Source organism: Pseudomonas mandelii (assembly GCF_002251635.1).
Taxonomy (GTDB): domain Bacteria; phylum Pseudomonadota; class Gammaproteobacteria; order Pseudomonadales; family Pseudomonadaceae; genus Aquipseudomonas; species Aquipseudomonas mandelii_B.
Genome location: NZ_NMOJ01000005.1, coordinates 1 through 26,015, shown reverse-complemented (window position 1 = coordinate 26,015; position 26,015 = coordinate 1). Strand labels below are relative to the sequence as shown.

The following is a 26,015-nucleotide window of genomic DNA, read 5'->3' as shown; positions in this document are numbered from 1 at the left end:
GCTGTGCTCAGGACTTTGATGCTTGCCGGTTCCTTGATGGTGTGATGCCTCCACCGCACCGGCTTTCGACAGGAGACGGCAATGTCGACCCAACTTGCGAGTCAGCGGTTGCGCTTGTACGACAGCGATGAACTCGATGGTGTGCTGCAGGCGATGGCGCGCCAAGCGGCGATATTGTTGCCGCCCGCTCAATCGGCACTGATTGGCATCCAGCGTCGCGGCGAGCCCCTGGCACAGCGCTTACAGCAGCATCTTTCGCGTCAGACCGGCCAGCCAGAACTGCCGCTTTACCCCCTGAAGGTCAAGCGTTATGCCGATGACCTCAAGGTCCTGCATGCACAGACGGAATTGACTGAGAACCCACTTCTGGGCGAGCTGGACCTTGCCAATACCACCCTGCTTGTTGTCGACGATGTGCTTTTTGAAGGCCACTCCCTTCTGCGCACCTGTGCCTATTTGGCGCAGCTGGGCGCTCGTCGGGTCTACACTGCGGTATTGGTTGACCGGCATGTTTGCCAGCAACCGATCCGTGCCGACATTGTCGGCGTGCACCTGCAAGTTGCCGCCCATGACATCGTCGAATGCAACGTCCCGCCCTACGAAATGGAGTTCTGCATTGAAGTGTTGCGGCATGGTGCTGTCCGATGACGGCGCAACTGTTCGATAAGCCTCAAAGGAGCCAATGCATGCTCACCGACCGCCCGCTTCTTTTTGCCCTGCAAGGCAGTGAGCACTATGCAACCCGCGTCGCGCAGCGGCTTGGCTGCCAACTGGCCCTGCATGAAGAGCGCGACTATGAAGATGGCGAACATAAATGCCGACCGCTGGCGTCGGTTAACGGTCGCGAGGTCGTGGTGTTCCATGCTTTGTATGGAGATGACCGGCAGAGCGCTAACGATAAGTTGTGTCGCCTGTTGTTCTTTTGCGGAGCACTCAAGGATGCCGGCGCTCGCCATGTGCAAGTCGTAACGCCCTATCTCTGTTACGGACGCAAAGATCGTCGCAGCCAACCTCAAGACCCCACGATCACCCGCTACCTGGCGGCCATGATTGAAGCCTGCCACATTGATCGTCTGGTTGCCCTGGAGGTGCATAATCCGGCCGCGTTCGACAATGCCTTTCGCATTCCGACGTGGAACGTGCAGTGCACAGAATTATTCGCCGAGCATTTCGCCAGGTTCGTCGGCGACGCCGACGTGGTGGCGGTGTCCCCGGATTCCGGTGGTGCCAAGCGCGCCGAACAGTTTCGTCAGGCCCTCGAACGACATCTGGGACGCTCAGTGGGCAGTGCGCTGATGGAAAAGCACCGTGCTCACGCGACGCTGACAGGCGCCCTGTTGGTGGGCGACGTATCGGGTAAGACAGCCATTGTTTTCGACGATCTGATCAGTACCGGTGAAACGCTGAAGCATGCGGGCCTTGCCTGTCAAAAGGGTGGAGCCAGCCGATTGTTTGCCGCGGCGACCCATGGTTTGTTCACGGCGGGCAGCCATCTGTTCGACAAGCCGCTTTTCGAGCACATTGCGATCTCTGACAGCGTGCCTCCATTTCGCCTATCCCCCGAGTGCGTGACGCAGCACGTGCACGTAATCGACAGCACCGCCCTGATAGCCACCTTGCTGGCTGAAAGTGGAGCATTCGATACCGTTTGAGCAGATGAAGAGGCCGATCAAAGACAATGGGGAGTGCCTGACGTTGAAAAAGATGAAAATCAACACAGCATTCACACTGATGGAGCCAGGCCCGGTGGTCTTCGTCACCACAAATGATGGCCGCAAGAACAACATTATGACCATCTCGTGGACCATGGTGATGGGCTTCACGCCGATTTTTGCCATCACCACCGGGCCCTGGAACTATTCGTACGCCGCGCTTCTGAAAACCAAGGAGTGCGTCATTTCAATCCCCACTGTCGATTTGATCGATTGCGTTATTGGTGTGGGAACCTGTTCTGGTGCCGACACAGACAAGTTTGCAACCTTCGGATTGACGCCCGTGAAAGGCAAACATGTCAGGTCACCCTTGATTAAGGAATGCCTGGCCAATATCGAATGCAAGGTTGTCGATATCATCGAGAAACACAACATTGTTGTCCTCGAAGGCCTCGCCGCCTACATCGATGAGTCACGCAAAGAGACACGAACCCTTCATTCAGTGGGTGATGGTTCCTTTGTCGTGGACGGACGCAAACTGGATAGAAGAGAAATGATGCAGTCGAAGCTACCAGAGGGTGTCCAGGTGGTTAGTCAATGATAATGAGCGCCACCGGCGTCCACTTGGCAGGCAATGAACAGTCATCGACGAGTCACTGACCTGGTGCGTTCCCGAGCGTTAATAAAAGCCTTCCGGGTAATACGTTGAGACCTGTCAGGTGAAGGCGAGCCAGCGTCAACGTTGCCACGCAATAAGTGCATTTTCCGCTGGCAGAAAGGCGTCTGAGTGCCAGGCGCGTACCCGAGGGGTGTAGCCATCCACGGGCCGCGTGGCAGCGACCGAGGTGGAAAAGATATAGCCTTGGATGGCGCCGGGTATGGGGCCGACAGCGTTCATCGGCAGGCATTCTGCCGGGTGTCCATCGCACGGGGCGGCATAGAGTTCCACCCTTACCCACTCCGGTGCGATCTCCCCCAGATAGACCGGCACGCTGATGTACAGCCACTCGCCGTCGTGTTTCGCATCGACCGTGCCGAAATGTATGTTGTCCCATCCCAAGGCAACCGCCTTGTGCCAGGCATGAAGCCCACGTGCGAGTTCAGCCTTATCCTTGCTACGGCGTCGGAACGCCTGGATCGCCGGTTGGTAACAACAACCCAGGTATTCGAGCAGCATGCGATTGCTACTGAATTGCGGCCCCAGTTGCGACATGCTGGCGCGCATGCGTTGCACCCAGTCTCGTGGAATTCCCTGCGTGTCGCGTGTGTAAAAGGTGGGCACTACTTCTTCTTCGAGCAGGCGGTACAAGCACTCGGCGTCGGCTACATCGTCGCTGGGGGCGTCGTCGCCGATTGCCCAACCGCAGGTGGGCTGGTACGCCTCCGCCCACCAACCGTCCAGTTGGGACAGGTTAAGTCCGCCATTGACCAGAACCTTCATCCCACTGGTGCCACAGGCTTCCCATGGTCGTCGCGGTGTATTGATCCAGACATCGACGCCTTGCACCAGATGTTGGGCCTGTTCAATGTCGTAATCCTCCAGGAACACGACATGCCTTCGCAGATTTGGACGATGAACAAACTCCATCCATGCCTGGATCAGCTGCTTGCCCTGCTCGTCACTGGGATGGGCTTTACCGGCGATGATCAGTTGGACGGGTCGATGCTCATCGGTTAGCAGGCGGCTCAGGCGCTCCGGGTCATGCAGCAACAAATTCGGTCGCTTATAGTCGGTGAATCGCCGCGCGAAGCCGAGCGTAAGGCAATTGGGATCGAGCACCTGCGCGGCTTCTTCGACCCGCTGAGGTGACTCGCCACGCTGTCCAAGGTGCCATGCCAAACGGTGACGCGTGTAATGCACCAGATCGCGGCGTTGCTCGGCGGCCATCGTCCACAAGGCCCTGTCATCACTGTGGGAGACCGTCCCTGAGAGAGACTCCACCGTGCCGAGCCAACGTTCCTTGCCACAGGTGCTAGTCCATAGGTGATCGGACCACACCGAATCCCAGGATGGCACATGGACGCCGTTGGTAATGTGCCCCACAGGTATCTCTTGAAGCGGCCAGCGTGGATAAAGATCACTGAACAATTGACGGCTGACCTCGCCATGCAAACGACTCACGGCATTGCACTGGGCGCACCCACGCAATGCCAGAAAAGCCATGTTGAACGGCTCATCGTCGTCCGCCGGATCACGCCGGCCCAACGCAAGCAGCTCGCGCAATGAAATGCGACAGTCTTCGAGATACTCACGCGCGTACTTGTAAATGAGCGAGGGTGGAAATAAGTCGAAACCCACAGCCACTGGCGTATGCGTTGTGAATACGTTACCTGCACGCGTTGCCCACCATGCTTCCCAGAACGATGTACCCATCTTGTGCATAAAGCGACGGGCACGTTCCAGCACAAGCAGTGCGGCGTGACCTTCGTTAAGGTGGCACACGTCAACGTCGATACCCAGTGCGTCGAGTACCGCCCAGCCACCAATGCCGAGCACCACTTCCTGGAGCAAACGCATTTCCGAGCCGCCGCCATACAACTTAGAGGTGATACCGCGGTCGGCGGGCCCATTGCGCAGATCGTTACTGTCCAGCAGATACAGGCGCGTACGTCCGACAATGGCCTGCCATATACGCAAATACAAAGTGCGACCGGGAAGTTGCAGCACGATTTTCAGCCAGGCGCCGTCATTTCCGATCGTTGGCTGAATCGGCAGGCTGGTGGCGTCGTTGTAGGGATAGGCCTCATGCTGCCTGCCTTGCGCGTCGATGTATTGCCGAAAATAGCCTTCCTGATAGAGCAAACCCACCCCAAGTATCGGAACGCCCATGTCGCTCGCCGTCTTCAGGTAATCTCCTGCAAGCACACCGAGTCCGCCGGCGTAGAGCGGAAAGGCCTCACTCAAACCGTACTCCATGCTGAAATAGGCGATCCGCGCCGAATCCCTGGCCCCTTGCTGCTGTGCATACCAGCCTGAGTCGTCGAGATAACGCCGGTGCTCTGCGATGGCGTGCGCCAGTTTCTGCGAGAAGTCAGGATCTCGGCAGAGTTCGTCAAGACGCTGCTGCGAAGCATTCTGCAGAATCATCCACGGATTATGGGTACGCACCCAAAGTTCCGGGTCAATCGATTTCCACAGGTCGTCGAGTGCATGATTCCAGGTCCAGCGCAGGTTAAGCGCGAGGTCGGTCAGTGCGCAGAGTTGCTCTGGCAACTCACGTGGCAAGAAGGCATACACGTCGATACCTCAATGTAATCGGCAGTTTTGCGGATCTTGATCAGGCGTGCCATGAGGCAACGGTTTTACGGTGTGCGATTAAGTGACAGGCGCTTTTCCACCGCCAGAACATGCCGGGTCGTGGCGAGCACTGCATCCGGATTGAGGCTTATCGAGTCGATGCCAATTTCCACCAGAAATTCAGCCATCTCAGGATAGTCAGACGGCGCCTGTCCGCAAATACCGGAGTGGCGGCCGTTACGTTTTGCTCCCTCCACCGCCAGGCGAATCATCTGTTTAACCCCCGGATCGCGTTCATCGAAATCGAAGGCGACGATTTCCGAATCGCGATCAACGCCGAGGGTCAACTGGGTCAGGTCATTGGAGCCGATGGAGAATCCGTCGAACAGTTTGGCGAAGGCGTCGATCAGGATGACGTTGTTGGGGATCTCGCACATGACGTAGACCTCCAGTCCGTTTTCTCCGCGCTTGAGGCCATGGCTGGCCATTGCTGCCAACACCTTTTCGCCCTCCTCCACTCTGCGGCAAAAAGGGATCATCAACTTGACGTTAGTCAGGCCTATCTCGTCGCGCACCCGCTTCATTGCCGCGCACTCCAGCGCAAAACCTTCGGCATAGGCGCTATGGGTATAACGGGACGCCCCACGAAAACCGATCATCGGGTTGTCTTCTTCCGGCTCGAAATACTGACCGCCCAGCAGGGTCGCGTACTCGTTGCTTTTGAAGTCGCTCATGCGCACTACGCAGGGTTTTGGATACACCGCCGCCGCAATTGTGGCGACGCCTTCGGCCAAGGTCTTGACGAAAAAATCCGCAGGATCATTGTAAGCAATGCTCAAGGCCGCGATTTTTTCACGTGTTGCGTCATCCACCTTTTCCGGGTGTACGAGTGCCATCGGATGCACCTTGATGTATTCATTAATAATGAATTCCATACGCGCCAGACCAATGCCATCCACCGGTAGCGAGGCAAGACTAAAGGCCTGATCAGGATTGCCCAGGTTCATCATAATCTTTGTTTTTGGATGTCCCAGCTGGCTGAGATCGGTGTGCTGAATGTCAAAACCCAGAATGCCTTCATAGACATTTCCGGTTTCGCCTTCCGCGCAGCTGATGGTGATCGGGGTGCCGGTTTCTATTATGTCTGCCGCGTTTGCGGTTCCCACGATGGCGGGAATGCCCAGCTCACGTGAGACGATGGCGGCGTGACAAGTACGTCCGCCCCTGCTCGTCACGATAGCCGCGGCGGTCTTCATGACAGGTTCCCAGTCGGGTGCCGTGGTATCTGAGACCAGCACCTCGCCCGGTTGAAAATCACTGAGATGCTTGGCATCGTTGATGACACGCGCCTTGCCGGCGCCAATTCTGGTGCCGACCGCCCTGCCCTTAAGCAGCACTGTCGATCTTTGCTTGAGATGGTAAATCTCAAGCACGCTGCCTTTCTTTTGCGACTCCACCGTTTCCGGTCGCGCCTGCACTATATATAACCGGCCATCGATGCCGTCTTTGGCCCATTCCATATCCATGGGTTTGTAAAAACCGGCTTTGCCCGAATAGTGGTTTTCAACCTTGATGGCATAGTCGGCCAGCACCATCACATCCGCATCAGAGATGCAGAAGCGGGTTCGTTCTTCGCCGGGCGTATCAATATTCTTGGTGTATTCCACCGCGATAGTGCCGGTATTGAGCTCGCCGGCAAAAATCATCTTCTTTGCTTTGCTACCCAGGCTGCGCTTCAAGACAGCACGATAACCCTGCAGAAAGCTGGGTTTGTGCACATAGAAACTGTCGGGGTCTATCGTGCCCTGCACGACATTCTCGCCGAGCCCCAGCGCGGCATTGATGAAGACGACATCCCTGAAGCCTGTTTCCGTGTCCAGCGAAAACATCACGCCACTGGCCCCTATATCGCTACGCACCATCTTCATGACCACGACGGCGAGATAGACCTTGTAGTAATCAAAGCCATTGTCGTATTTGTAGTGGATGGAGCGGTCGGTAAAGTTGGACGCCAGGCAACGTTTGTAGGCATCGAGCAGATCACCGTCAGTGGCGATGTTGAGATAGGTATCGTTCTGCCCGGCAAATGAGGCCTGCGGCGAATCTTCAGCGGTCGCCGAGGAACGTACCGCCAATGAAATGTTTTCGCCGTATTCCTGTTTGAGTTGGGCATAACTTTGCAAAATCGCCGTCTTTAGATCTTCCGGCAATGAACAGCCATATACGATCGCCCTCGCCTTTTTCCCCCGCGCCTGCAAATCCTTGATGTTGTCGGGGTCGAGTCCGTCAAGTGCCGCATGCAGAGGCTGCCAGGCGCCATTGTGATCAAGCACATAACGATACGCCTCAACGGTGATGGCAAAACCGTTGGGGATGCATACACCCTCAGTCGTGAGGTTCTGGTACATCTCACCCAGCGAGGCGTTCTTGCCACCGACCAGCGATACATCGTTGATACCCAGCTCTTTGAACCAGCGGATATGTGAATGCATCACGATATTTCTCCATTTGATGGGGGGAGACTTTGTCGGCCGCTTCTACTTGATATAGAGCTTTATGGCTTGATGCCGCCTGCGTGTGTTGATTTAGATCAATGAGCGCCCTTTGAGCAGCAATAGCCGGGAGTATCAGCCCGCTTTTTGATGTATGCAGAGGGCGTAGCTGGACGAGAAGTACCGCCGCTACCAAGACCTCACCGTCTGCAATGGCAGCCGGCTCTGGTCACTTGCGCCGATTGAGCGTTGAATGATGTAGCCGAGCCGTCCGCCATCCTATTCAGGATCAAACCCATGACCCGTTCTGTTCCTGTAAACGCCGACGATCTGGAGCGACTGCATAATCGATCGTTCGAGGAAATCGTCATCGGCGAGTCCGCCTCTCTGGAGCGCACCCTGACAGCTCAAGACATTCAGCTGTTCGCACTGGTCTCCGGCGATGTGAACCCGCTGTACGTCGATCCGGAATTTGCTGCCACCACCCACTTCAACACTGTTTTCGCCCATGGCATGTGGGGGGGAGCGTTGATTTCGGCGTTGATTGGTACGCAGTTGCCAGGGCCCGGTTCGGTGCCCTTGGGGCAAACCCTCAAGTTCCTTGCCCCGGTACGCATCGGTGACACACTGACGGTCTCGGTGACGGTTACTGCTCGCGACGTAGCGCGGTATCTGCTCACGCTGGCCTGTACCGGCATCAATCAGGAAGGCGTGGTCGTGCTGGAAGGTGAATCCCTGGTCCACGCGGCCGGCGAGCATATCGATGTGCATCGAGCCAGCCTGCCGGGCATAGAACTGCGCCACAGCGCCGACGGTCTGAATCGTTTGTTGCAAGCCTGCCAGACGCTGGAACCGATCCGCGTTGCGGTGGTACATCCTTGCGACGAGGTGAGTTTCGAGGCGGCCCTTGATGCCCGCGATGCAGGGTTGATCGACCCGATCCTGATTGGCCCAAGAGCCAAACTCGAAGCCTTGGCGGCCAAGGGCGGCCACGACCTTTGCGGTCTCACCATTGAATACGTGCCCCACAGCCATGCTGCCGCCCTGCGCGGTGCGCAAATGGCCCGTGATGGTCTAGTCGAAGCGTTGATGAAAGGTAGCCTTCACACCGACGAATTGATGTCCGCCGTGGTGCCGTCGTCGGCGCTACTGCGTACCAAGCGGCGCATCACCCACTGCTTCGTGATGCAGACGCCTTTTTATCCGCGCCCCTTCATCATCACCGATGCAGCGATCAATATCGCGCCGGCGTTGGTCGACAAAGTGGACATCGTGCGTAACGCCATCGATCTGGCACATATCCTCGGCGTCAGTAATCCCCACGTGGCAATTCTCGCAGCCGTGGAAACGGTGAATGCCAACATGCCCGCCACCCTTGATGCCGCAGCGCTGTGCAAAATGGCTGATCGCGGCCAGATCACTGGCGCGGTCCTTGACGGGCCGCTGGCGTTCGACAACGCCATCTCCCTGGCGGCGGCGCGTATCAAGGGCATTCACTCAGCTGTTTCCGGTAAAGCCGACATTCTCGTCGTGCCTGATCTGGAAAGCGGCAATATGCTCGTCAAGCAGCTGGAATACCTGGGCGGTGCCTCCAGCGCGGGTATCGTGCTTGGCGCCAAAGTGCCGATTGTCCTGACCAGCCGCGCCGACTCCGTCGAATCGCGCATCGCGTCCTGCGCCATCGCCGCGCTGGTCGCCCATCACTATCGGGTCACCCCGCCATGAACGGCACGGATAACGGTGAAGTGATCCTGGTCCTCAATGCGGGGTCGTCGAGCATCAAGTTCGCCTTGTTCGACGCCACCTGCAGCCCTTTGGCTCGCACACCACTGTGGCGCGCAAAGGTCGACGGCATCACGGGGCCAAACTCGGTGGTCAGCGAAAACGGCGGCGACGATCAGCCACTGACCCTCGATGCAAAACATCCTTATCACGATGCCCTTGGGTATATTCGTGAGCGGTTGCGAACTCAACTGGTAGGCCGTTCGATCAGGGCCATCGCCCACCGCGTCGTGCATGGAGGGATTAAATACTCCAAACCGGTATTGATCGACACGCAGGTGCTGGCCGACCTTAAAAGCTACATCCCGCTAGCCCCGTTGCATCAGCCCTTCGCACTGGAGGCCATCGAAACGCTGCTGCAAACCCACCCCGACCTGCCACAAGTGGTGTGTTTCGATACCGCCTTCCACCAGACCCTGCCAGACGTGGAGAAAATCCTGCCGCTGCCTTGGTCGGCCTGGGAAAGCGGCTTGCGCCGTTACGGGTTTCACGGACTGTCCTATTGCTATCAATCCGTTGCGCTGGCCGAACGTTATGGCGATCAGGCGCGCGGCCGGACGCTGGTCGCGCACCTGGGCAGCGGTGCCAGCCTGTGCGGTATGCGGGACTTGAAAAGCGTCGCCACCACCATGGGTTTCTCGGCGCTGGACGGTTTGATGATGGGCTCCCGCTGCGGGGCGCTGGACCCTGGCGCGGTGATTTTCCTGATGGAAATCTGGAAGCTGAGCCTGGAGCGGGTCAGCCATATTCTGTATCACGAGTCTGGCCTGCTGGGAGTTTCCGGCATTTCCAGCGACCCGCGCGAATTGCTCAAAGTCGAAGATACTGAGCCTCGCGCGGCCATGGCCCTTGCGTTGTACCTGCGCCGGTTCATCCACGAAGCCGGTGCCCTTGTCGCGGCACTGGGTGGTCTGGACATGCTGGTGTTCACGGCAGGTATTGGCGAACACAACGCGGCGATTCGCTCTCGTATGTGCGCTGGCCTGCAGTATCTGGGTGTCGAACTGAACGAAACGGCGAACCAGGCCAATGCCTCAGTGATCTCGACCCCGGCCAGCCGAGTCAAGGTGGTGGTCGAGGCCACCAACGAAGAATGGGTCACGGCGCTCGATGCCCTGCGCCTGACAGAGCCAGCCAATCAGCAAGCTCGATCCGCCCCGCGCCTCATCCCCTGAAGGTATTCGATGGCTCGCCGAGAAGTGCTGTAAAGCGTCGGCACGCCGGTCAACCCGCCGACGGTGATCGTTAAGCTCAAATGAGGTGCCGATCGTGGGGCTGCCCCGGGCAACAAGGCGCTCTACGGCCTGACATCAGTTTTGTGCGCTTTGAGGGCGACCGCCACCGCCATCGCGTAAAAACTTCTTGAGTGAGGTCAGCGAACGGGTATTGAGCACATCGTGTTTTTCCAGCCAGGCTCGACGCGCCTGAGCGACGCCGTAGCGCAAATAGGAAAAATCCGCGGCGCGATGGGCGTCCGAATTGATGCTGATGAGCACGCCTTGATCCTTGGCGTATTGGCACTGAAGGTCAAACAGATCCATGCGCTGGGGCTGCGAGTTGAGTTCCAGGCAGCAACCACGCTCTGAGGCTGCCTTGATGATTGCAGGCAGGTCCATGTTCAGGGGCGCGCGTTCATTGATCAACCGACATAGGGGATGTGCCAGTACGCTGAAGTAGCGATGATCCATGGCCCTGAGCAGGCGTTGGGTTTGTTGATGCAGCGTCAAGCCGAAATGACTGTGGACGGCGCCCACCACCAGGTCCAGGCGCCCCAGAATGTCATCTGGCAGATCCAGGCGACCGTCTTCGAGAATGTCGACCTCAACGCCCTTGAGCAAGGTCATGCCCTGCAAGCGGGCGTTGAGCGCATCGATCTGGTCGATTTGCTTCAACAATCGATCAGTGTCCAGGCCATGGGCCACCCTGAGGGACCGGGAGTGGTCGGTAATCGCCAGGTATTCCAGTCCGGCGTGCTGCGCCGCAAATGCCATCTCTTCCAGGCTATTGCCTCCATCCGAGTCACGGGTATGAGCATGCAAGTCACCTTTGAGGTCGCTCAACTCAATCAGCCTCGGTAAACGACCTGTCAGTGCCGCCTCGACTTCACCGCGATCTTCGCGCAGTTCCGGCGTGATCCATACCAATCCCAAGGCCTGATAAACCGCCACCTCGGTGGCACGGGCCACGCATTCTTCGGCCTTGAACACCCCATATTCGTTGAGTTTGAGCCCCAGCTTCCGGGCCCTCTGGCGAATCGCGATGTTATGCGCCTTGCTGCCAGTGAAATACACCAGAGCGGCGCCAAATTGCGCCGGCTTTACAATGCGCATATCCACTTGCAGGCCTGAGCCCAGCACGACGCTGGCACGCGTGCGCCCTTTAACCAACACGGTGGAAATCTCCGGGTGCTTGAGCAAGTGTGCCGTGACATTCACAGAAGGCGCTGCGGCCACGAGGAGGTCGATATCACCGACAGTGTCGCGCATGCGACGCAAGCTTCCGGCCACCGTCGCTTCCTCGATACCCGCAAGCTGCTGCAAGTATTCGATCAGACGGTGCGCCACGGGCTCGACAAACGCCAGCGGCAAACGGCGATCGCTTCCAATCCCCTTCTGCGCGGCACTCAACAGCCGCGTTTCCATCTTTTCGCCGAAACCGGGCAGATGGCGAATGCGCCCCTGTCGAGCAGCCTCGCATAACTGCTGCGCGGTTTCGATCCCCAGATCGTGATACAGGTGCCTGACGCGTTTGGGGCCCAATCCGGCGATGGACAACAGTTCAACCAATCCGGGCGGCAATGTCGAACGCAACCGCTGGCGCAAAGCGCAATTTCCAGTGGTAACGATTTCGTTGATCTTGCCTGCCAGATCAACTCCAATACCGGTCAGTTTGGGCAGTGGTTCGCCACGCGCGATGATCTCTGCCAGCTCAAAGGTCAACGCCCTCAAGGTACGCGCCGCATTACGGTAGGCCCGGATCCGAAAGGGGTTGGCGTCATCGATTTCCAGCAGATCAGCGATTTCGTCAAAAACCTCGGCAATTTGATCATTGCCAATCACCCGCCTGTCCTTGAGCGAGGCCGATAGCCAGTCTGGTAACGGTTCCTGAGGCGGTACGGCGGTGAGCTTCATGGCAGTGCCCGTCCAGTGAAATGAAGAACGCGCGTTTGAGCGTTGATTCGTATTGCACGTCCTTGACTAACAGGTCGGGCTTTTCCCGCGCGATTCCTCAAGCAGTGACGATTTTACGAAAGCGGCAATATGCAAGCTCGCCACGGTAGCCGAGTTCAGCGCTAAATGCCGGTGAGGCACATGCTGTGCGTGTTTTGCGATCAGCCGACCCAGCGAATCTCCGGCGCCTTGTGCGAGACCGGTGCAGGCGCCGATTTCGGATGGCCAACGATAATGGGCGCCACTGGCGTCCACTCGGCAGGAAGGCCCAGTGCATGCTTCCCCTGCGGCGTATCAAGAAAACGTTGGGCGAAACCGATCCAGCAGGTACCCAGCCCGTCAGCGTACGCGGCGAGCATCAGGTTTTCGGCGGCTAATGCGCAGTCTTCGACGACCCACTGACCTGGCGCGTTCCCCGAAATAAGGATGAGTACTGGCGCGTGGTAGAAGATGTGAAAGTTTTCGTCATTGAGTAACGAATGGAAGTGCGCGGAATGGGGGCCAGCGGGCATCGTCTTGAGCATGTAGGCCTTTGCTTCTCGCGAGATCCGATCCAGCACTGCTTGGTCTCGGATCACCGTGAACGTCCACGGTTGTTGGTTGACCGCGCTGGGCGCTTGGGCAGCGGCATTGATCAAACGACGAATGACATTTTCATCAACGGCTTCTGTCGTGTATTCACGCGTGGAGCGCCGGCCGGAGATTGCCTTGTCGATGTTCATGAGTGCATACCTCAAGGTAGGTCATTTCATAAAGTCGTCCACTCACGCAGACCTGCTGCTGATTTAAATCAGATCAGGGCGGAACCGGTGGCAACCGACGATTCGATCGGCTCACCGTTTGAGTGGCAAACAATGCGTGACGGCACTACTGCCCAGTACCTTCACCCCTTGCGGATCGAAGGCTCGGCTTCGCCGGATTTCGCCTTTTGCCCCAGATAGGCGATGAGCTTGTCCAGGGTGTCCACGTGTTGGTAATCGCTTTCAGGAATTGCTATTCCCAGGCTCCGATTCAGAGCCTCGATGACACGAAGCCAATCCATGGAATCCAGATCAACCTCTTCGCGCAGTGACCGATCAGATCGCAACTGCTCGATTTCAAGTTCCGGGGCAATGCCTTTCAAGGCTTTCAATACTTCATCGCGGATCATTTGCGGGTTCATATGCCCTCTCCTCAAAGCGCCTCTGGCGTCTGCAGCAAACGACGAACTTCGCCCAGAAAACGTGCGCCGTAATGACCGTCGCTGACTCGATGATCGGCGGACAAACTGCTAATGACAGTGGGCATGACACACAGCTGGCCCTCTTTCACCCAGGGCCGCTCACTGATACGACCGAAACCGACCAAGGCAACCTGGGGCGGATAGATCACCCCCAATACGCTGTCCACGCCCTGATCGCCGAGTTGAGTGACCGTCAGGCCGGCGCCTCCCAGCTCGGAGCTGCGCAGGGATCCGCTGCGGGCGCGCTCGACCAGGCTGGCCAGTTCACTCATCAAATGAGTCAAGGATGTGTCCGCCACATGATGCAGCACCGGGGCGACCAGGCCACCCTGGCGCAAGGTGATTGCCACCCCAAGGTCGGTATCGAGTGCGGGCTTGAAGGCGTTATCCAGCCAGAAACCATTGAGCTGCGGATAGTCGCGCAAGGCCAGCGCCACCGCTTTGAGCAGCAAGACGCTGGGCAGCAGGCGCTCTTGAAGTGTGCTTTGCGCATTGTGTGCCTGCAGCCAGGCCATGGCTTTATCCAGGGCGATGGTTTCGCTGAGGTAGTAATGGGGAATCTCGCGTTTTGAACGAGTCATGGCCGCCGCAATGGCGTGCCGCATGGCCTGGTCGGGGTCCGGCGGGTGTGCCACATGAGCGGCGGCCTCGATGTCCTCCAGGGTAACGACTCCCTGTGGACCATGGCCTTTCAAATCAGCGGTGCTGACGCCTAGCTCGGCTGCACGCTTGCGCGCCGCGGGAGATATCCGCGGGCGTCTGCCGGACGATGCCTGCTCTTCGATCAGCAGCGGCGCCGCCGTCGTTGTTCGTCGCGCACTGTGCGGATCTTCGCCCGGTTCCAACAACCGGGCGATGGTGGTACCGACCGGGACTTTGGCGCCGATATCGATCAGCAGTTGCGACACCGTGCCCTCATGCCAGCACTCGACATCGATGGCGGCCTTGGCGGTATCGACGACGGCAATCACCTGGCCCGGCTTGACCACATCGCCCGGATGGACTTTCCACTCCAGCAACGTGCCTTCATCCATATCAGCCCCCAGAGAGGGCAATTTGAATTCGATCATCGTTTACCTTCCTGGCCTGATACTTGAATACGCCACGTCATTGCGCTCACCCTGATGTCCCCCGGCACAGTTCATGAGCGGCCGCGACGATCGTCGACACTTGTGGCAGGGCTGCCTCTTCCAGATGCCGGGGATAAGGTATCGGCACTTCGGCGCTGCACACCCGTGCCGGCGGTGCATCCAGCTCGAAAAAGCCTTGTTCTATGATCCGTGTAATGATCTCGGCGGATAGACTGCCGCTGCGCCATCCCTCATCGACCACCAGGGCCCGACGGGTCTTGCAGACAGAAGCCATCAAAGTCTTGTCATCCAGAGGGCGCAGGACACGCAGGTCGATGACTTCGCAATCAATGCCCTCCCCGGCCAGTACCTGCGCAGCCTCCAAGGTCTTGCCGAGTGTGCCGCCGTAAGTGATCAGGGTCAGGTCCTTGCCGGTTCGGCGGACCTTGGCGGAGCTGATGTCCACCGTCTCCCACTCGCCCGCATCACCCTCCAGGTTGTAGAGCTGGGCGTGTTCGAATATCAGCACCGGGTCCGGATCCAGCAGCGCTGGCCAGAGCATGCCGCGTGCATCTTCGATGGTCGCCGGCGCCAGGATTTTCAGCCCGGGAATATGGGCGTACCAGCCCTCCAGGCTGTGCGAATGTTGCGCCGCAAGCTGGCGTCCGGCGCCTGTCGCCATGCGCACAACCAGGGGCACGGAGAACTGTCCACCGGACATGTGCCTCAAGGCAGCAGCCGTATTCATCAACGGATCGAGGGCGAGCAGACTGAAGTTCACGGTCATGATTTCGACAATCGGCCGCATGCCCCCCAAAGCCGCCCCTATACCGGCTCCCACGAAACCCAGCTCGGACAATGGCGCGTCTCGAATGCGCTCGGGGCCAAACGCCTCAAGCAACCCCAGGGACACGGCATAACTGCCACCGTAGCGACCGACGTCTTCGCCCATCAGAAATACCCGTGGGTCCCGCTGCAGCGCCTCACGTATTGCCTCGCGCAGCGCCTCGCGATAGCTCATACGAATGCTCATGGCGCCGCCCTTGGGGTGTAGACATCGCGAGACAAATCCTCGAGCGGCTCCAGGCTACCGCTTTCGGCATAAGTAACGGCGGCTTCCACTTCAGCGTCCACCTGGGCGAGGATCGCCAGAAATCCGGGTTCGTCCAAAAGACCCTCGGCCTTAAGCTGTGCACTGTACGTATGGATCGGCCCATGGGTCTTCCATTGCTCCACCTCGTCCTTGTCACGATACAGCTGTGGGTCGAACATCGAATGGGCACGAAACCGATAGGTGCGGAACTCCAGAAAAAAAGGCCCACGCCCCGCACGGATGTGTTCAACCGCATCACGAGCGGCTTCATACACCGCGATCACGTCCATGCCATCGACGGACCGGGTATCGACTTTGTAGGCCGAGGCTTTCACACACAGGTCCGTTTGCGACTGCGAACGGTCCAGGGCAGTCCCCATCGCATAGAGGTTGTTTTCACAGCAAAACAGCATCGGCAGTTGCCACAATGCGGCCAGGTTGATGGACTCATGGAAAGCCCCTTCCGCCATCGCGCCTTCACCAAAAAAACAGGCTGAAAGACGCGATCCACCTTGCATACGTTCAGCGAGCGCCAGACCGACCGTCAGTGGCAAGCCACCCGCGACAATGGCATTGCCGCCGAAGAATCGTGTCGTGGCATCAAACAGGTGCATTGAGCCGCCGCGCCCTCGCGAGCATCCTTCCTGGTGCCCATACATTTCGGCCATGATTGCTTTCATGGGGACGCCCTTGATCAGGGCGTGGCCATGTTCGCGATACGTCGCGACCACCGCATCGTTGGCTGCCAGTGCATGCAGTACGCCGACGGCGACCGCTTCTTCACCGATGTACAGGTGCAGAAAGCCACGAATCTTGCCCTCCCCGTACAACTCGCCAGCGCGCTCCTCAAGACGACGGATACGCACCATGTCCCGCAGCAGGTCGAGAGCAATGTCCTGGGACCGCGGTGGGAGGCTCATGGCGCACTCTCCATGCTGGAAGTGTCGCCTTCAGGCAAACCCAGTTCCCGGGCCTTGAGCAGACGCCGCATGAGTTTTCCGCTACGGGTGTGCGGAAGCACTTCCACAAATTCCAGTTCCTTGGGCGCAACGACCGCCCCGAGGCGCTTGCGTCCATGACCGAGCAACTCGTCGTGCAGGGCCTGGCTGGCAGTGAAACCACGTTTGAGTGAAACAAAGGCTTTCACGGTTTCACCCAACAGCGGGTCGGGCTTGCCGATCACCGCGGCCTCGGCTACGGCCGGGTGTTCCATGAGGGAGCTTTCAACTTCGAACGGACCGATCAGGTGACCCGCCGACTTGATGACATCGTCGCTGCGACCAATGAACCAGTAGTAACCATCGGCATCGCGACGCACGAGATCGCCGCTCAGGTACCACTCGCCGACAAAGCAGTGACGATAACGCTCCTCCTGCCCCAGGTAGGTACGGAACATGGCAGGCCATGGCTGTTTCAAGGCAAGGTCACCGACCTCGTTGTCAGCCAGAAACGCCAGTCCGCCCTCTTCTCCTCGAACGACGATGGCCGCCTCGACACCCGGCAGCGGCTTACCCATGGAGCCTGGTTTGATGGGCATGGCAACTGTGTTGGCAATCATGATGCCGCCGGTTTCGGTCTGCCACCAATTGTCGTGGATCGGCAGCCCAAGCACCTCTTTGCCCCACCAGACAGCCTCGGGATTAAGCGGCTCGCCGACGCTGGCGATAAACCGCAGACTCGGAAAACGATGGCCGCGCGCCAACTCCGCCCCCGCTTTCATCAGCAGGCGAATGGCCGTCGGGGCGGTATACCAGACCGTCACCTGTTGCTCCTCAAGTATCCGGTACCAACGCTCGGCATCGAATTCATTGCCCTCGACCACACTGGTGACGCCCAGCAACAACGGGGCAAAGATCCCGTAGGAAGTACCGGTCACCCAGCCCGGATCGGCGCTGCACCAATAGACATCTTCGGGGTGCAAGTCCAGGGCGTATTTCCCGGTGACGCGATGGGTCAGCGCCGCGCCATGGGCATGCAACACGCCTTTTGGAGTGCCTGTCGTGCCGCTGGTGAAGTGTAAAAGTGCCGGGCTGTCGGCGGTCGTATTGGCAACGGTGAAGGCTTCCTCTGCCTGCGCCAGCAGTTGATGCAGATTGAGCGTCCCCTCGATCTGCGCCGTATCACCGCCGTTTTCGTCGTACAGCAGCACATGTTTGAGTGCCGGCAAACGCTCGCGTATGGCCGCGACCTTGCGCCGGTAGAGGGTTTCGCTGGTCAGTAACACATTGCCTTCGCCAAGACGCATACGGGTTTCGATGGGCTCCGGGCCGAACGCACAGAACAATGGCGACACCACGCAACCGAGTTTCAGGCCACCGAGCACCCCCAGATACAGTTCCAGCCCTCGGCCACAGAGTACAAATAGTCGATCACCGGGCATCACGCCCAGCTTTTGCAATACATTGGCAAACCGGTTGGTCAGGATGCTCAGTTGGGCGTAACTGATGTCGCAACTACCCCCGTTGCGATCAAGAATGCGCAATGCCGTATGCCGTCGACGCGCCCCTTGCGCATGCCGATCCACGGCCTCATACGCCAGGTTCAAACCGCCGCCCGGCAAACCGGCCAGCGCATTGGCTTCCACCTGCCAGGAAAAGGCCTCCCGAGCTTGCACGCTATCGAGCCAATTCGGCGCTAACGGCAAGTTGGCCAGGGTTTTCTTAATGATCGCTGGATGCATGTTTGCCACCTTGAGTCGTCTTCGGTCCGTCCCTAGACCGCCAGGACACTGCAGGGCACCTGATACAGAATATGTTCGGTCGTGCTGCCCAGCAGTTTCTCCACCCCGTGGTACTGGACTCTGCCCATCACGATCACATCTATGTTGTGCTTGTTGGCGAACTCGCTCAGCGCCGAAACGGGATGTCCCAGAATGAAATGTCGACGGTTAGCAGGCACACCGTACCGACCGGCGAGTTTCAGAAACGATTGTTCCAGCTCTTTGCGCAGCCCCTTGGTCAGCTCCGACAGTTTCAAGCCACCGCCCAATTCCTCCAGGTAGTCTTCCGTAATGTCATAGGCATACAGCAGGTGCAACTCGGCATCACACTGTATGGCGAGGCTGGAAGCCTGGTGGATAATGCGGTCATTCAACTCACTGTTCTCAGGCCCACCCGCCGAAGCATCAACCGCCGCCACAATCTTGCGCGGCAGGACATGGCGAGCCTCGCCCACCAGATAAACCGGTACCGGACAGTGGCGCAGCAAGTGCCAGTCCAGCGGGGTGAAAAACGTGCGCTTAAGCGCTGATTCTTGCTGGATTTCCTTAATCAACAGGTCGGGCTGCAATTCCTTGACGTGATACAGGATGTCTTGCTCCATGTCATCAGCCCACGCCACCTCGGTGGTCACCTCGATCCCTCTGCCACGCAGAAGTTTGGACTGGTCCTCCAGCCAATCGTGATGGTCCTGCAGGTAACGCTCCCGAGCCTTTTCCCGGTCGCCTTCTTCGAGCAGCGACAACAGTTTCAACGCAGGAATCAACGTCGCAATATGCAAACGTGCACCGCTGGCCCTGGCGAGCGCTGCTGCATGGTCGATTGCCGGAGAATGGCGCAGGGCCAGGTGGAGGATGAGTAACAGTTGTTGATACTGGCTCATGGTCTGACTCCAGGCAGAGGGTTCAACGCCTGCCGTTGGCCTCGTAGGGCTCAGCCGTTGCGTCCACGCCGGACCAAGCACCAGCGCTGATTCAGGTTGCTCCGCTGGAAAGTGCCTGACGTTGATAAATATCAACTACCGGCGTGAGCCCCCGTAAGAGGAGCAGCCTTTCATTCCACCGTACTTGATCAATATCAATCGGAGCAGGCCTTCCCTTCTTCACACTGCCGAAAAGTCCGCAGACGACGTGGAGGCGAGAATGCACACCCCGCAAGACGAGGTCATAGCCTTTCTCTCCAGGCCGTCCAGCTATGGCGCGTCAAACCAACCCGTGGAGCGTATCGAGACCCATGGTTCGGTGATTTTTCTGCATGCCAACCGCGCCTACAAACTCAAACGCGCCGTGGCGTTTGCCGAGCTGGATTTCCTCAGCCTGGAAAGCCGCAAAAACGCCTGCGAGGCAGAGTTACTGCTCAATCGACGGACTGCGCCGACGCTGTATTTGAGCCTGTGTCCGATCAATCGCCAGGCGAATGGCCAGTTGGCGCTCAACGGTTGCGGACCAGCGGTTGACTGGCTCGTGGTGATGCGCCGCTTCGCTCAGGATCGGCTGTTTGACCGTATGGCCGTTGAAGGACGTCTGACTGAACCGATGATGGAACAGTTGGGGGCTGAGATCGCCCGCTTTCATGCCAATGCACCCATCACTCCTTCTTACGGTCACATCCCGGACCTGTATGAAGAAATCGAGAAAAACCATCGGGAAATGTCTCGCTACCCACCCATCCTCGATTTCGCGACAGTCACCGCGATTGCTCATACCTCCCGGACCCTGTTGGAGTCGTTGACCGGCTGCCTCGAAGATCGCCGCCGTGAGGGCCGCGTTCGCCGTTGCCATGGTGATATGCGCTTGGCCAATATCTGCCTGCTCGACGGTCAGCCCACCCTCTTCGATGGCATCGAGTTCAGTGACCGGCTTTCCTGCATCGATGTGCTCTACGACCTGGCTTTTGTGCTGATGGACCTGCAACACCATGGCCTGAACAGGTTAGGTGCTCGGCTGTTGTCCAGTTACCTCAACCACAGTGATGTGCAGGAAGACTGCAAACCCTTGGCGTTTTTCCTTTCTTTGCGGGCTGCCACGCGCAGCTTCTCCCTTGCGGGTGCAGCGCTACGTCATGCCGATCCGGCCAAGCGATACGAGAAAAAAGAAAAAGCTGTCCAGTTGATGCACCAGGCACTGAGTTACTTGCACGGCGAAAACCCGATTCTCAATCACCTGGCGATGTCTGAGGCGGTCTCCTATACATGACGTTACCCACGATGGGCGTTTCATTCAGGGAAAGGGGCCTGGGCTGGTGATTCCTTTTCCGGAATATCCGTCATGGTCGCCTCGGTCAGCAGCAAGATACTGGCGACTGAAACAGCATTTTCGAGGGCAATACGCACCACTTTGGTCGGGTCAATGATGCCGGCTTCGTACATGTCGACATAGCAATTGGCAGACGCATCGAAGCCAATGTTCCCAGGTTCGGCGAGCATGCGCGCAACCACGACGCCGGCATCCACTGCCGAATTTTCAGCGATGAGTCTGGCCGGAGCTTCCAGCGCCCGGCGAAGAATCTGCAAGCCGGTCCTGGCATCGCCCTCATATCGGGCCTCTTCGGCCGCGATAATCGGGACGGCCTTGAGCAACGCAAGACCACCCCCCGGCACAATGCCTTCGGCGATCGCCGCCCGGGTCGCTGAGATGGCATCATCCAGCGCATCCTTGCGCGCCTTCATTTCGGCTTCGGAAGGCGCCCCGACCCGGATCACCGCAACACCGCCAGACAGCCTTGCCAGTCGTTCCTGAAGCTTTTCACGGTCGTAATCGCTGGTGGTACTGTCTAGTTGCGCACGGATCTGCTGCAAACGCGCCTCGATGGCCTCGCGCGTACCGGCGCCCCCTATCAGCGCCGTGCTGTCTTTTTGCACCACGACTCGATGTGCACGTCCCAACTGGTTCAGTTCCACCTGTTCCAGAGTGACGCCCAGTTCGCTGGAAACCACCGTTGCCCCCGTCAGAACGGCCATGTCCTGCAGCATTTCCTTGCGCCGATCACCAAAGCCCGGAGCCTTGATCGCCACCGCTCGCAGAACACCGCGTATCTGGTTGACGACTAGCGTGGTCAACGCCTCACCCTCGATATCGTCCGCGATCAAAACCAGTGGTTGCCCGCTTTTAGCCACGAGTTCAAGCAAGGGCAGCAAGTCTTTGAGTGCACCGATCTTATGGTCACAGAGCAGCAAGTAGGCGTCATCGAGTTCGACCTGCATCTTCTCGGCATCGGTGACGAAATAGGGTGAGACATAACCCCGGTCAAACCGCATGCCTTCCATGACTTCGACCACTGTTTCGGTGGTCTTGGATTCCTCGACACTGACGACGCCTTCAACGCCGACCTTTTCCAGAGCGTCTGCCACCAGCTGACCGATGACGGCATCGTTATGCGCCGACAGCGAGGCGACCTGGGCCTTTTCCTTGGGGGTGCTGACCGGACGTGACTGGGCGGCCAGGGATTCGACGACCAACAACAGCCCGCGATCCAGGCCGCGCTTGAGGTCGATTGCACTGGCGCCCGCGACGACGTTACGGATGCCATCGGCCAGGATTGCATGGGCCAGCACCGTTGACGTACTGGTTCCGTCCCCTACCGCATCGCCTGTGCGTTCGGCCGCCTGACGCAGCATTTGCGCGCCCAGGTTTTCCTCGGGGTCGAGCAAGTCAATGCGTTTGGCGATCGTGACGCCATCATTGCAGACCGTTGGATTGCCCCATTTACTCTGGATCAGTACCGATTTTGATTTTGGCCCCAACGTCACTCGCACGGCGTCTGCCAACTGTGTGGCGCCACTCAGGATTTTCTCGCGGGCTGCAGCACGAAACACGATTTTAGTGTGAGCCATCAGGGTGTTCTCCTGGCCAGTTTTACAACAAGTGCGTTTTGGCAGCTTCTATGAACTGGCCCGGGCGACGTTGACTTTTATCAACAAACTCACAACGCCACCGCGCCCCAGACCGCCCAAACAATGCGCGCACCGTCGGGATGACCGACTGTCAGTTCACGTCCCGGAATTGACAAAGATCAATTCGCGCAGCAAGAAACAGAGTCCAAATGAGGGTGTGTGTTCAGCAGGCTGGAAGGAGAAGGGATCTGTTTTTCAGTCACGGTTTCACGGTTACAGGTGAGATCTTTTCCCATTTGATGCGCGAGGAGAAAAGCCATGGACAAGTTTCAGCAGAGTCAAAAAAGCAAGCTGTTCAAAACATCCACTCATGACCCCTATTGCTCGCAGCGGGTTGAAGGTTCAGCCATCTGCCCGCAGTGTGATGCGGTCTATCAAGCCGGGAACTGGACTTGGAAACACCCTGAAAATACGGTCATTCATGATGCGCAAACAGTGACGTGCCCAGCCTGCCGACGCATCGATGACAACATGCCAGCGGGGACGCTCACGTTATCGGGCAGCTTCTTGCTCAAGCATCGAAATGAAATCATCAACCTGATCAAAAACACCGAAAAAAAGGAAAAAGCCGAGCATGCCCTGGAGCGCATCATCGGCCTTACCGACTCAGCGGCTGCTCTAATCGTGACCACGACCGGCATCCATCTCGCGAATCGCCTGGGCCATGCACTGGAAGCCGCGTTCAAAGGGAACTCTGATTACCGGTACGGCGATGATAAGTATGGCTTGAGCGTTAACTGGACACGTGACGAATAGAACCGGGCGCGGTTGTCTCAATATGGAAAGTTGAGGGGGGATCAGGACACCGAGCTCACCTTCTTGTGCTTCCAGAAGGAGTACGACCATGGCCACCAATGAATCAGCCTCGCCGCATGCAACCAACCTTAAATCGATCAGCCATAGCAGGGCGTTGTTTTTTGAAGCCGACCGTTTGAACGATCAAGCCTATGCATTTTTGAACGAGCCCGTTTCGGCGCAGACCATCCATAAGTTTTCTGACGCAAAAAAACGGGCGGATGAAAAATACCGACAAGCCTGGCAGGAATGGTTGCATACCAGGGACAAGAACAACCGATGACAGCACGTGAATGCTGTTGGGTCAGCAGCGTAGCCAGCCGTGGCATGGCGTCCGGCGTCAGCGATCAGTCGGGCTCGATTGCACGCTTTTCCGAAACCGTGCTGAGCGTTTCGGCGTTCTCGTTGTTACGCCGGACGTTGGGGCTGAGCCAGACGCAGACACTGAATAATCTTCCCTACGTGTTACGCGGCAAACTGGCGGGCGGCTTGTTTGGAACGGTGCGCTTCGTCGACACCGGAAAACTGCGCTTGCCGAGGTCGACAGCCCGGAACTCGGTCATACCGACAATGAATATCCCCTGTGGGAGCGACATCAATGTGGGATGTGCCGGCCTCATCGCGAGCAAGCTCGCTCCCACAGGGTTCCTGGCCGGCCGGGAGATTTGTGATCGACCCCATCGCTCCCGCAGGAGGGTCATGAGGTGAAGCGAACACCCGGTTTAGGCCGTTCATCGACGGTCAACTCGAACACATCGGGGCGCGCGTAGTGACCGACGACATCGAAGTCATACCGCGCGCGGACCAAATCGTCAGTGTCGATTTCAGCGGTGAGCAACCCGGCCTCGTTACGCAGCGGCCCCGCCAGAATGTCTCCCATAGGCCCGACAATCACGCTGCCGCCCGCAATCAGCGGTCGATCCGCCGGCCAGTTGGCAATCTCCACGCCCAAGGCTTGCGGTGAGTCCTGAACCTGACATGCACTGACCACGAAGCAGCGGCCCTCATGGGCAATATGGCGCATGCTCACCTGCCACATCTCGCGCTCATCCACGGTCGGCGCGCACCACACCTCCACGCCCTTGGCGTACATCGCTGTGCGCAGTAACGGCATCATGTTTTCCCAGCACACTGCGCCGCCGATGCGGCCTACCGCTGCGTCGATCACCGGCAAGGTCGAGCCATCGCCCTTGCCCCAGATCAGCCGTTCGGTGCCGGTGGGCATCAACTTGCGGTGCTTGGCGACCAGGCCGCCCGACGGCTCGAAATACAGCACGGTGCAATACAGCGTGCTGCCACTGCGCTCAATCACACCGAGTACCAGGCTCGCGCCGGTACGTGCCGACAACCCGGCCAGGGCGTCGGTTTCGGCCCCGGGCACGTCGATGGCGTTGGCAAAATAGCGGGCAAACGCTTCGCGACCTTCCGGCAAACGGTAGCCCAGTTGCGTGCCAAAGCCCTCGCCTTTGGGGTAACCACCGAGCAACGCTTCGGGCATGACCACCAGCGCGGCGCCGGATTCGATAATTGCGTTTTCCCAGGCAAGGATCTGTTCAAGGGTCTCGGCCTTGCCGCCGGGCAAGGCGCCGATTTGCAACGCTGCAACAATGGACTTGGGCATGACGGTCACTCCGAAAGCATTGAGGTGTTGCCCATTCTCCTGCGCCACGGGTTCATGAATAAAGCCCGACTCACTGCTGAATGATATGAGCCAAATGAATATCGCGCAGGTTGACCTTAACCTGCTGAAAACCTTCGAAGCCCTGCACGACGAGTCCAGCGCCAGCCGCGCGGCATTGCGCCTGGGCGTCACCCAGTCGGCAATCAGTGCNGCNCTGCGGCGGCTACGCGAGTTGTATGGCGATCAATTGTTCGTGCGCACCGGCCGTGGCCTGGCGCCGACGCTCAAGGCCAATCAGTTGAAACCGGTAGTGAGCGATGCGCTGAACAAATGCCGTCAGAGCCTGGCGATGGTCGATCCGGCGGCCAATCATTACGACGGGCGTTCGGTCACGGTAGGGTTGTCGGATGATTTCGAGGTGGCCTACGGACGGCGATTGATCGAGACGATTGCGCGCAGTGCACCGAAGTTGCGCCTGATCTTTCGGCAAACCCACAGCCAGATCGTCGCCCAGGCGTTGATGGAGCGCAGCATTGATCTGGCAATCACGGCGGGCGGGTTCAGCGAGCGATTGCTCAGTCGTCAGGTGCTGGGTGAAGGCGGTTATCTGTGCCTGGTGGACCCACTCAGCCTGGCCCCGGGGCAACAGAGCCTCACGCTTGAGGAGTTCGTCGCCCGCGAGCACATTCTGGTGTCGTCCGGTGGCTTTATCGGGATCACCGATGAGGGGTTGGCGGCGCTGGGGCTGAGTCGGCGGGTGTGCGCNTCNACCAGCCATTTTGCCGCGCTGCCGCACTTGCTCAAGGGCAGCCAGGCGNTGGCGACCATTCCGGCCCACGCCGCTCAAAGCATCGCGGCGCTCTGCGGCCTGGCGCTGCTGCCCTGCCCTTTGGCGTTACCGCGCTACCCGATCGAACTCGGCTGGCGCACCAACACGCAGCTCGATCCGGTGGTATTAAAAGTGCGCGAGGCCATTGTCGCAAGTTTTGCCTGAGGCGGGCCTTACTTGGCGGCCATCAAGCGGTTCACTTCGCTGCGCACCATGTTTGCAAACTCCGGGGGCGACATGCCATCGAGTTCGGCGCGAACCCATTCAGCCCATTTGCCTTTGCGCTTGGCACGTTCGCCAAACAACCGTGCAGCCTCGCCCTTGGATTTGCCAAGGTTGCTTTGCCACAGGTCGAACAGACGGGATTTTTCATCTTCCAGCTCGGCGCGTTCGGCGAGGGTTTTGTTGGCCAGATTGAAGCTCATGTTGAATTACCTGCTGC

General features: G+C 58.5%; 22 protein-coding genes and 1 pseudogene. 10 read left to right on the top strand and 13 right to left on the bottom strand.

The features are described from left to right. Nucleotides 1-81: 81 nt before the first annotated feature. From B7L09_RS00795 to B7L09_RS00785, 3 genes are read left to right on the top strand one after another with little or no spacing between them, the layout of a single operon-like run. Entirely contained in the window at nt 82-648 is a 567-nt protein-coding gene (locus tag B7L09_RS00795; RefSeq protein ID WP_010460612.1) for a phosphoribosyltransferase family protein, read from the top strand. 38 nt (nt 649-686) lie between these two features. Continuing rightward, nucleotides 687-1,652: a ribose-phosphate diphosphokinase gene (locus tag B7L09_RS00790; protein WP_010460613.1), complete on the top strand. Its 966-nt coding sequence runs from the start codon at nt 687-689 to the stop codon at nt 1,650-1,652. Nucleotides 1,653-1,704: 52 nt separating this feature from the next. Then, complete coding sequence (locus tag B7L09_RS00785; RefSeq protein ID WP_197678990.1) at nt 1,705-2,253, top strand: flavin reductase family protein; 549 nt, start codon at nt 1,705-1,707, stop codon at nt 2,251-2,253. Between the two features lie 135 nt (nt 2,254-2,388). On the opposite strand, the gene glgP is transcribed toward B7L09_RS00785, so the two are convergent. After that, nucleotides 2,389-4,890, bottom strand: coding sequence for an alpha-glucan family phosphorylase (gene glgP, locus B7L09_RS00780; protein WP_010460617.1), 2,502 nt, complete (start codon nt 4,888-4,890; stop codon nt 2,389-2,391). A gap of 65 nt (nt 4,891-4,955) precedes the next feature. Beyond that, nucleotides 4,956-7,382, bottom strand: coding sequence for a phosphoenolpyruvate synthase (gene ppsA, locus B7L09_RS00775; protein WP_010460618.1), 2,427 nt, complete (start codon nt 7,380-7,382; stop codon nt 4,956-4,958). Between the two features lie 297 nt (nt 7,383-7,679). On the opposite strand from ppsA, the gene B7L09_RS00770 reads away from it, so the two are divergent. Together B7L09_RS00770 and B7L09_RS00765 are read left to right on the top strand one after the other, a co-directional pair. Continuing rightward, nucleotides 7,680-9,107: a bifunctional enoyl-CoA hydratase/phosphate acetyltransferase gene (locus tag B7L09_RS00770; protein WP_010460619.1), complete on the top strand. Its 1,428-nt coding sequence runs from the start codon at nt 7,680-7,682 to the stop codon at nt 9,105-9,107. Beyond that, nucleotides 9,104-10,339: an acetate/propionate family kinase gene (locus B7L09_RS00765; protein ID WP_010460620.1), complete on the top strand. Its 1,236-nt coding sequence runs from the start codon at nt 9,104-9,106 to the stop codon at nt 10,337-10,339. Before B7L09_RS00770 ends, B7L09_RS00765 begins: the two co-directional genes overlap by 4 nt. Before the next feature lie 135 nt (nt 10,340-10,474). Here B7L09_RS00765 and polX read toward each other — a convergent pair whose 3' ends face one another. The 8 genes from polX to B7L09_RS00725 all read right to left on the bottom strand — a co-directional run bounded on the left by polX (nt 10,475) and on the right by B7L09_RS00725 (nt 19,319). Continuing rightward, on the bottom strand, nt 10,475-12,295 hold the full coding sequence (polX, locus tag B7L09_RS00760) for a DNA polymerase/3'-5' exonuclease PolX (protein WP_010460621.1): 1,821 nt from the start codon (nt 12,293-12,295) through the stop codon (nt 10,475-10,477). A gap of 200 nt (nt 12,296-12,495) precedes the next feature. Continuing rightward, entirely contained in the window at nt 12,496-13,056 is a 561-nt protein-coding gene (locus tag B7L09_RS00755; RefSeq protein ID WP_010460622.1) for a nitroreductase family protein, read from the bottom strand. Nucleotides 13,057-13,217: 161 nt separating this feature from the next. Further along, nucleotides 13,218-13,496: an acyl carrier protein gene (locus B7L09_RS00750; RefSeq protein WP_010460623.1), complete on the bottom strand. Its 279-nt coding sequence runs from the start codon at nt 13,494-13,496 to the stop codon at nt 13,218-13,220. Nucleotides 13,497-13,507: 11 nt separating this feature from the next. After that, the gene (locus tag B7L09_RS00745; protein ID WP_010460626.1) at nt 13,508-14,626 is read right to left on the bottom strand and encodes a dihydrolipoamide acetyltransferase family protein; all 1,119 of its coding nucleotides are present in this window, start codon (nt 14,624-14,626) and stop codon (nt 13,508-13,510) included. Nucleotides 14,627-14,672: 46 nt separating this feature from the next. After that, nucleotides 14,673-15,659 carry an alpha-ketoacid dehydrogenase subunit beta gene (locus tag B7L09_RS00740; RefSeq protein ID WP_042932032.1) on the bottom strand — a complete coding sequence of 329 codons (987 nt, stop codon included), beginning with the start codon at nt 15,657-15,659 and terminating at the stop codon, nt 14,673-14,675. Further along, the gene (gene pdhA / locus B7L09_RS00735) at nt 15,656-16,639 is read right to left on the bottom strand and encodes a pyruvate dehydrogenase (acetyl-transferring) E1 component subunit alpha (protein ID WP_010460630.1); all 984 of its coding nucleotides are present in this window, start codon (nt 16,637-16,639) and stop codon (nt 15,656-15,658) included. Before pdhA ends, B7L09_RS00740 begins: the two co-directional genes overlap by 4 nt. Further along, nucleotides 16,636-18,399 carry an acetate--CoA ligase gene (gene acsA, locus B7L09_RS00730; protein WP_010460632.1) on the bottom strand — a complete coding sequence of 588 codons (1,764 nt, stop codon included), beginning with the start codon at nt 18,397-18,399 and terminating at the stop codon, nt 16,636-16,638. Before acsA ends, pdhA begins: the two co-directional genes overlap by 4 nt. Before the next feature lie 32 nt (nt 18,400-18,431). Continuing rightward, nucleotides 18,432-19,319 (bottom strand): universal stress protein, encoded by an 888-nt coding sequence (locus tag B7L09_RS00725; protein ID WP_010460634.1) that lies wholly within the window; start codon nt 19,317-19,319, stop codon nt 18,432-18,434. Nucleotides 19,320-19,578: 259 nt separating this feature from the next. On the opposite strand from B7L09_RS00725, the gene B7L09_RS00720 reads away from it, so the two are divergent. Continuing rightward, nucleotides 19,579-20,631, top strand: a complete 1,053-nt coding sequence (locus B7L09_RS00720) for a phosphotransferase (RefSeq protein ID WP_010460636.1) — start codon at nt 19,579-19,581, stop codon at nt 20,629-20,631. A gap of 20 nt (nt 20,632-20,651) precedes the next feature. Here B7L09_RS00720 and groL read toward each other — a convergent pair whose 3' ends face one another. Continuing rightward, the gene (gene groL, locus B7L09_RS00715) at nt 20,652-22,268 is read right to left on the bottom strand and encodes a chaperonin GroEL (protein WP_010460639.1); all 1,617 of its coding nucleotides are present in this window, start codon (nt 22,266-22,268) and stop codon (nt 20,652-20,654) included. Between the two features lie 318 nt (nt 22,269-22,586). Between groL and B7L09_RS00710 the strand changes: the two genes are divergently transcribed. The 3 genes and pseudogenes from B7L09_RS00710 to B7L09_RS00700 all read left to right on the top strand — a co-directional run. After that, the gene (locus B7L09_RS00710) at nt 22,587-23,084 is read left to right on the top strand and encodes a BCAM0308 family protein (RefSeq protein WP_010460640.1); all 498 of its coding nucleotides are present in this window, start codon (nt 22,587-22,589) and stop codon (nt 23,082-23,084) included. A gap of 88 nt (nt 23,085-23,172) precedes the next feature. Then, on the top strand, nt 23,173-23,406 hold the full coding sequence (locus B7L09_RS00705) for a hypothetical protein (RefSeq protein WP_010460643.1): 234 nt from the start codon (nt 23,173-23,175) through the stop codon (nt 23,404-23,406). Between the two features lie 29 nt (nt 23,407-23,435). Next, nucleotides 23,436-23,666: pseudogene (locus B7L09_RS00700) on the top strand (LEA type 2 family protein); the annotation flags it as partial. 154 nt (nt 23,667-23,820) lie between these two features. On the opposite strand, the gene B7L09_RS00695 reads toward B7L09_RS00700, so the two are convergent. Then, entirely contained in the window at nt 23,821-24,744 is a 924-nt protein-coding gene (locus B7L09_RS00695; RefSeq protein ID WP_094467340.1) for a carbon-nitrogen hydrolase family protein, read from the bottom strand. An 85-nt stretch (nt 24,745-24,829) separates the two neighbouring features. Here B7L09_RS00695 and B7L09_RS00690 point away from each other — a divergent pair, with 85 nt between their 5' ends. Beyond that, nucleotides 24,830-25,738, top strand: coding sequence for a LysR family transcriptional regulator (locus tag B7L09_RS00690; RefSeq protein ID WP_094467339.1), 909 nt, complete (start codon nt 24,830-24,832; stop codon nt 25,736-25,738). A gap of 8 nt (nt 25,739-25,746) precedes the next feature. Here the strand turns inward: B7L09_RS00690 and B7L09_RS00685 are convergent, their stop codons facing one another. Next, nucleotides 25,747-25,998 (bottom strand): hypothetical protein, encoded by a 252-nt coding sequence (locus tag B7L09_RS00685; protein WP_094467338.1) that lies wholly within the window; start codon nt 25,996-25,998, stop codon nt 25,747-25,749. Between the last annotated feature and the right edge of the window lie 17 nt (nt 25,999-26,015).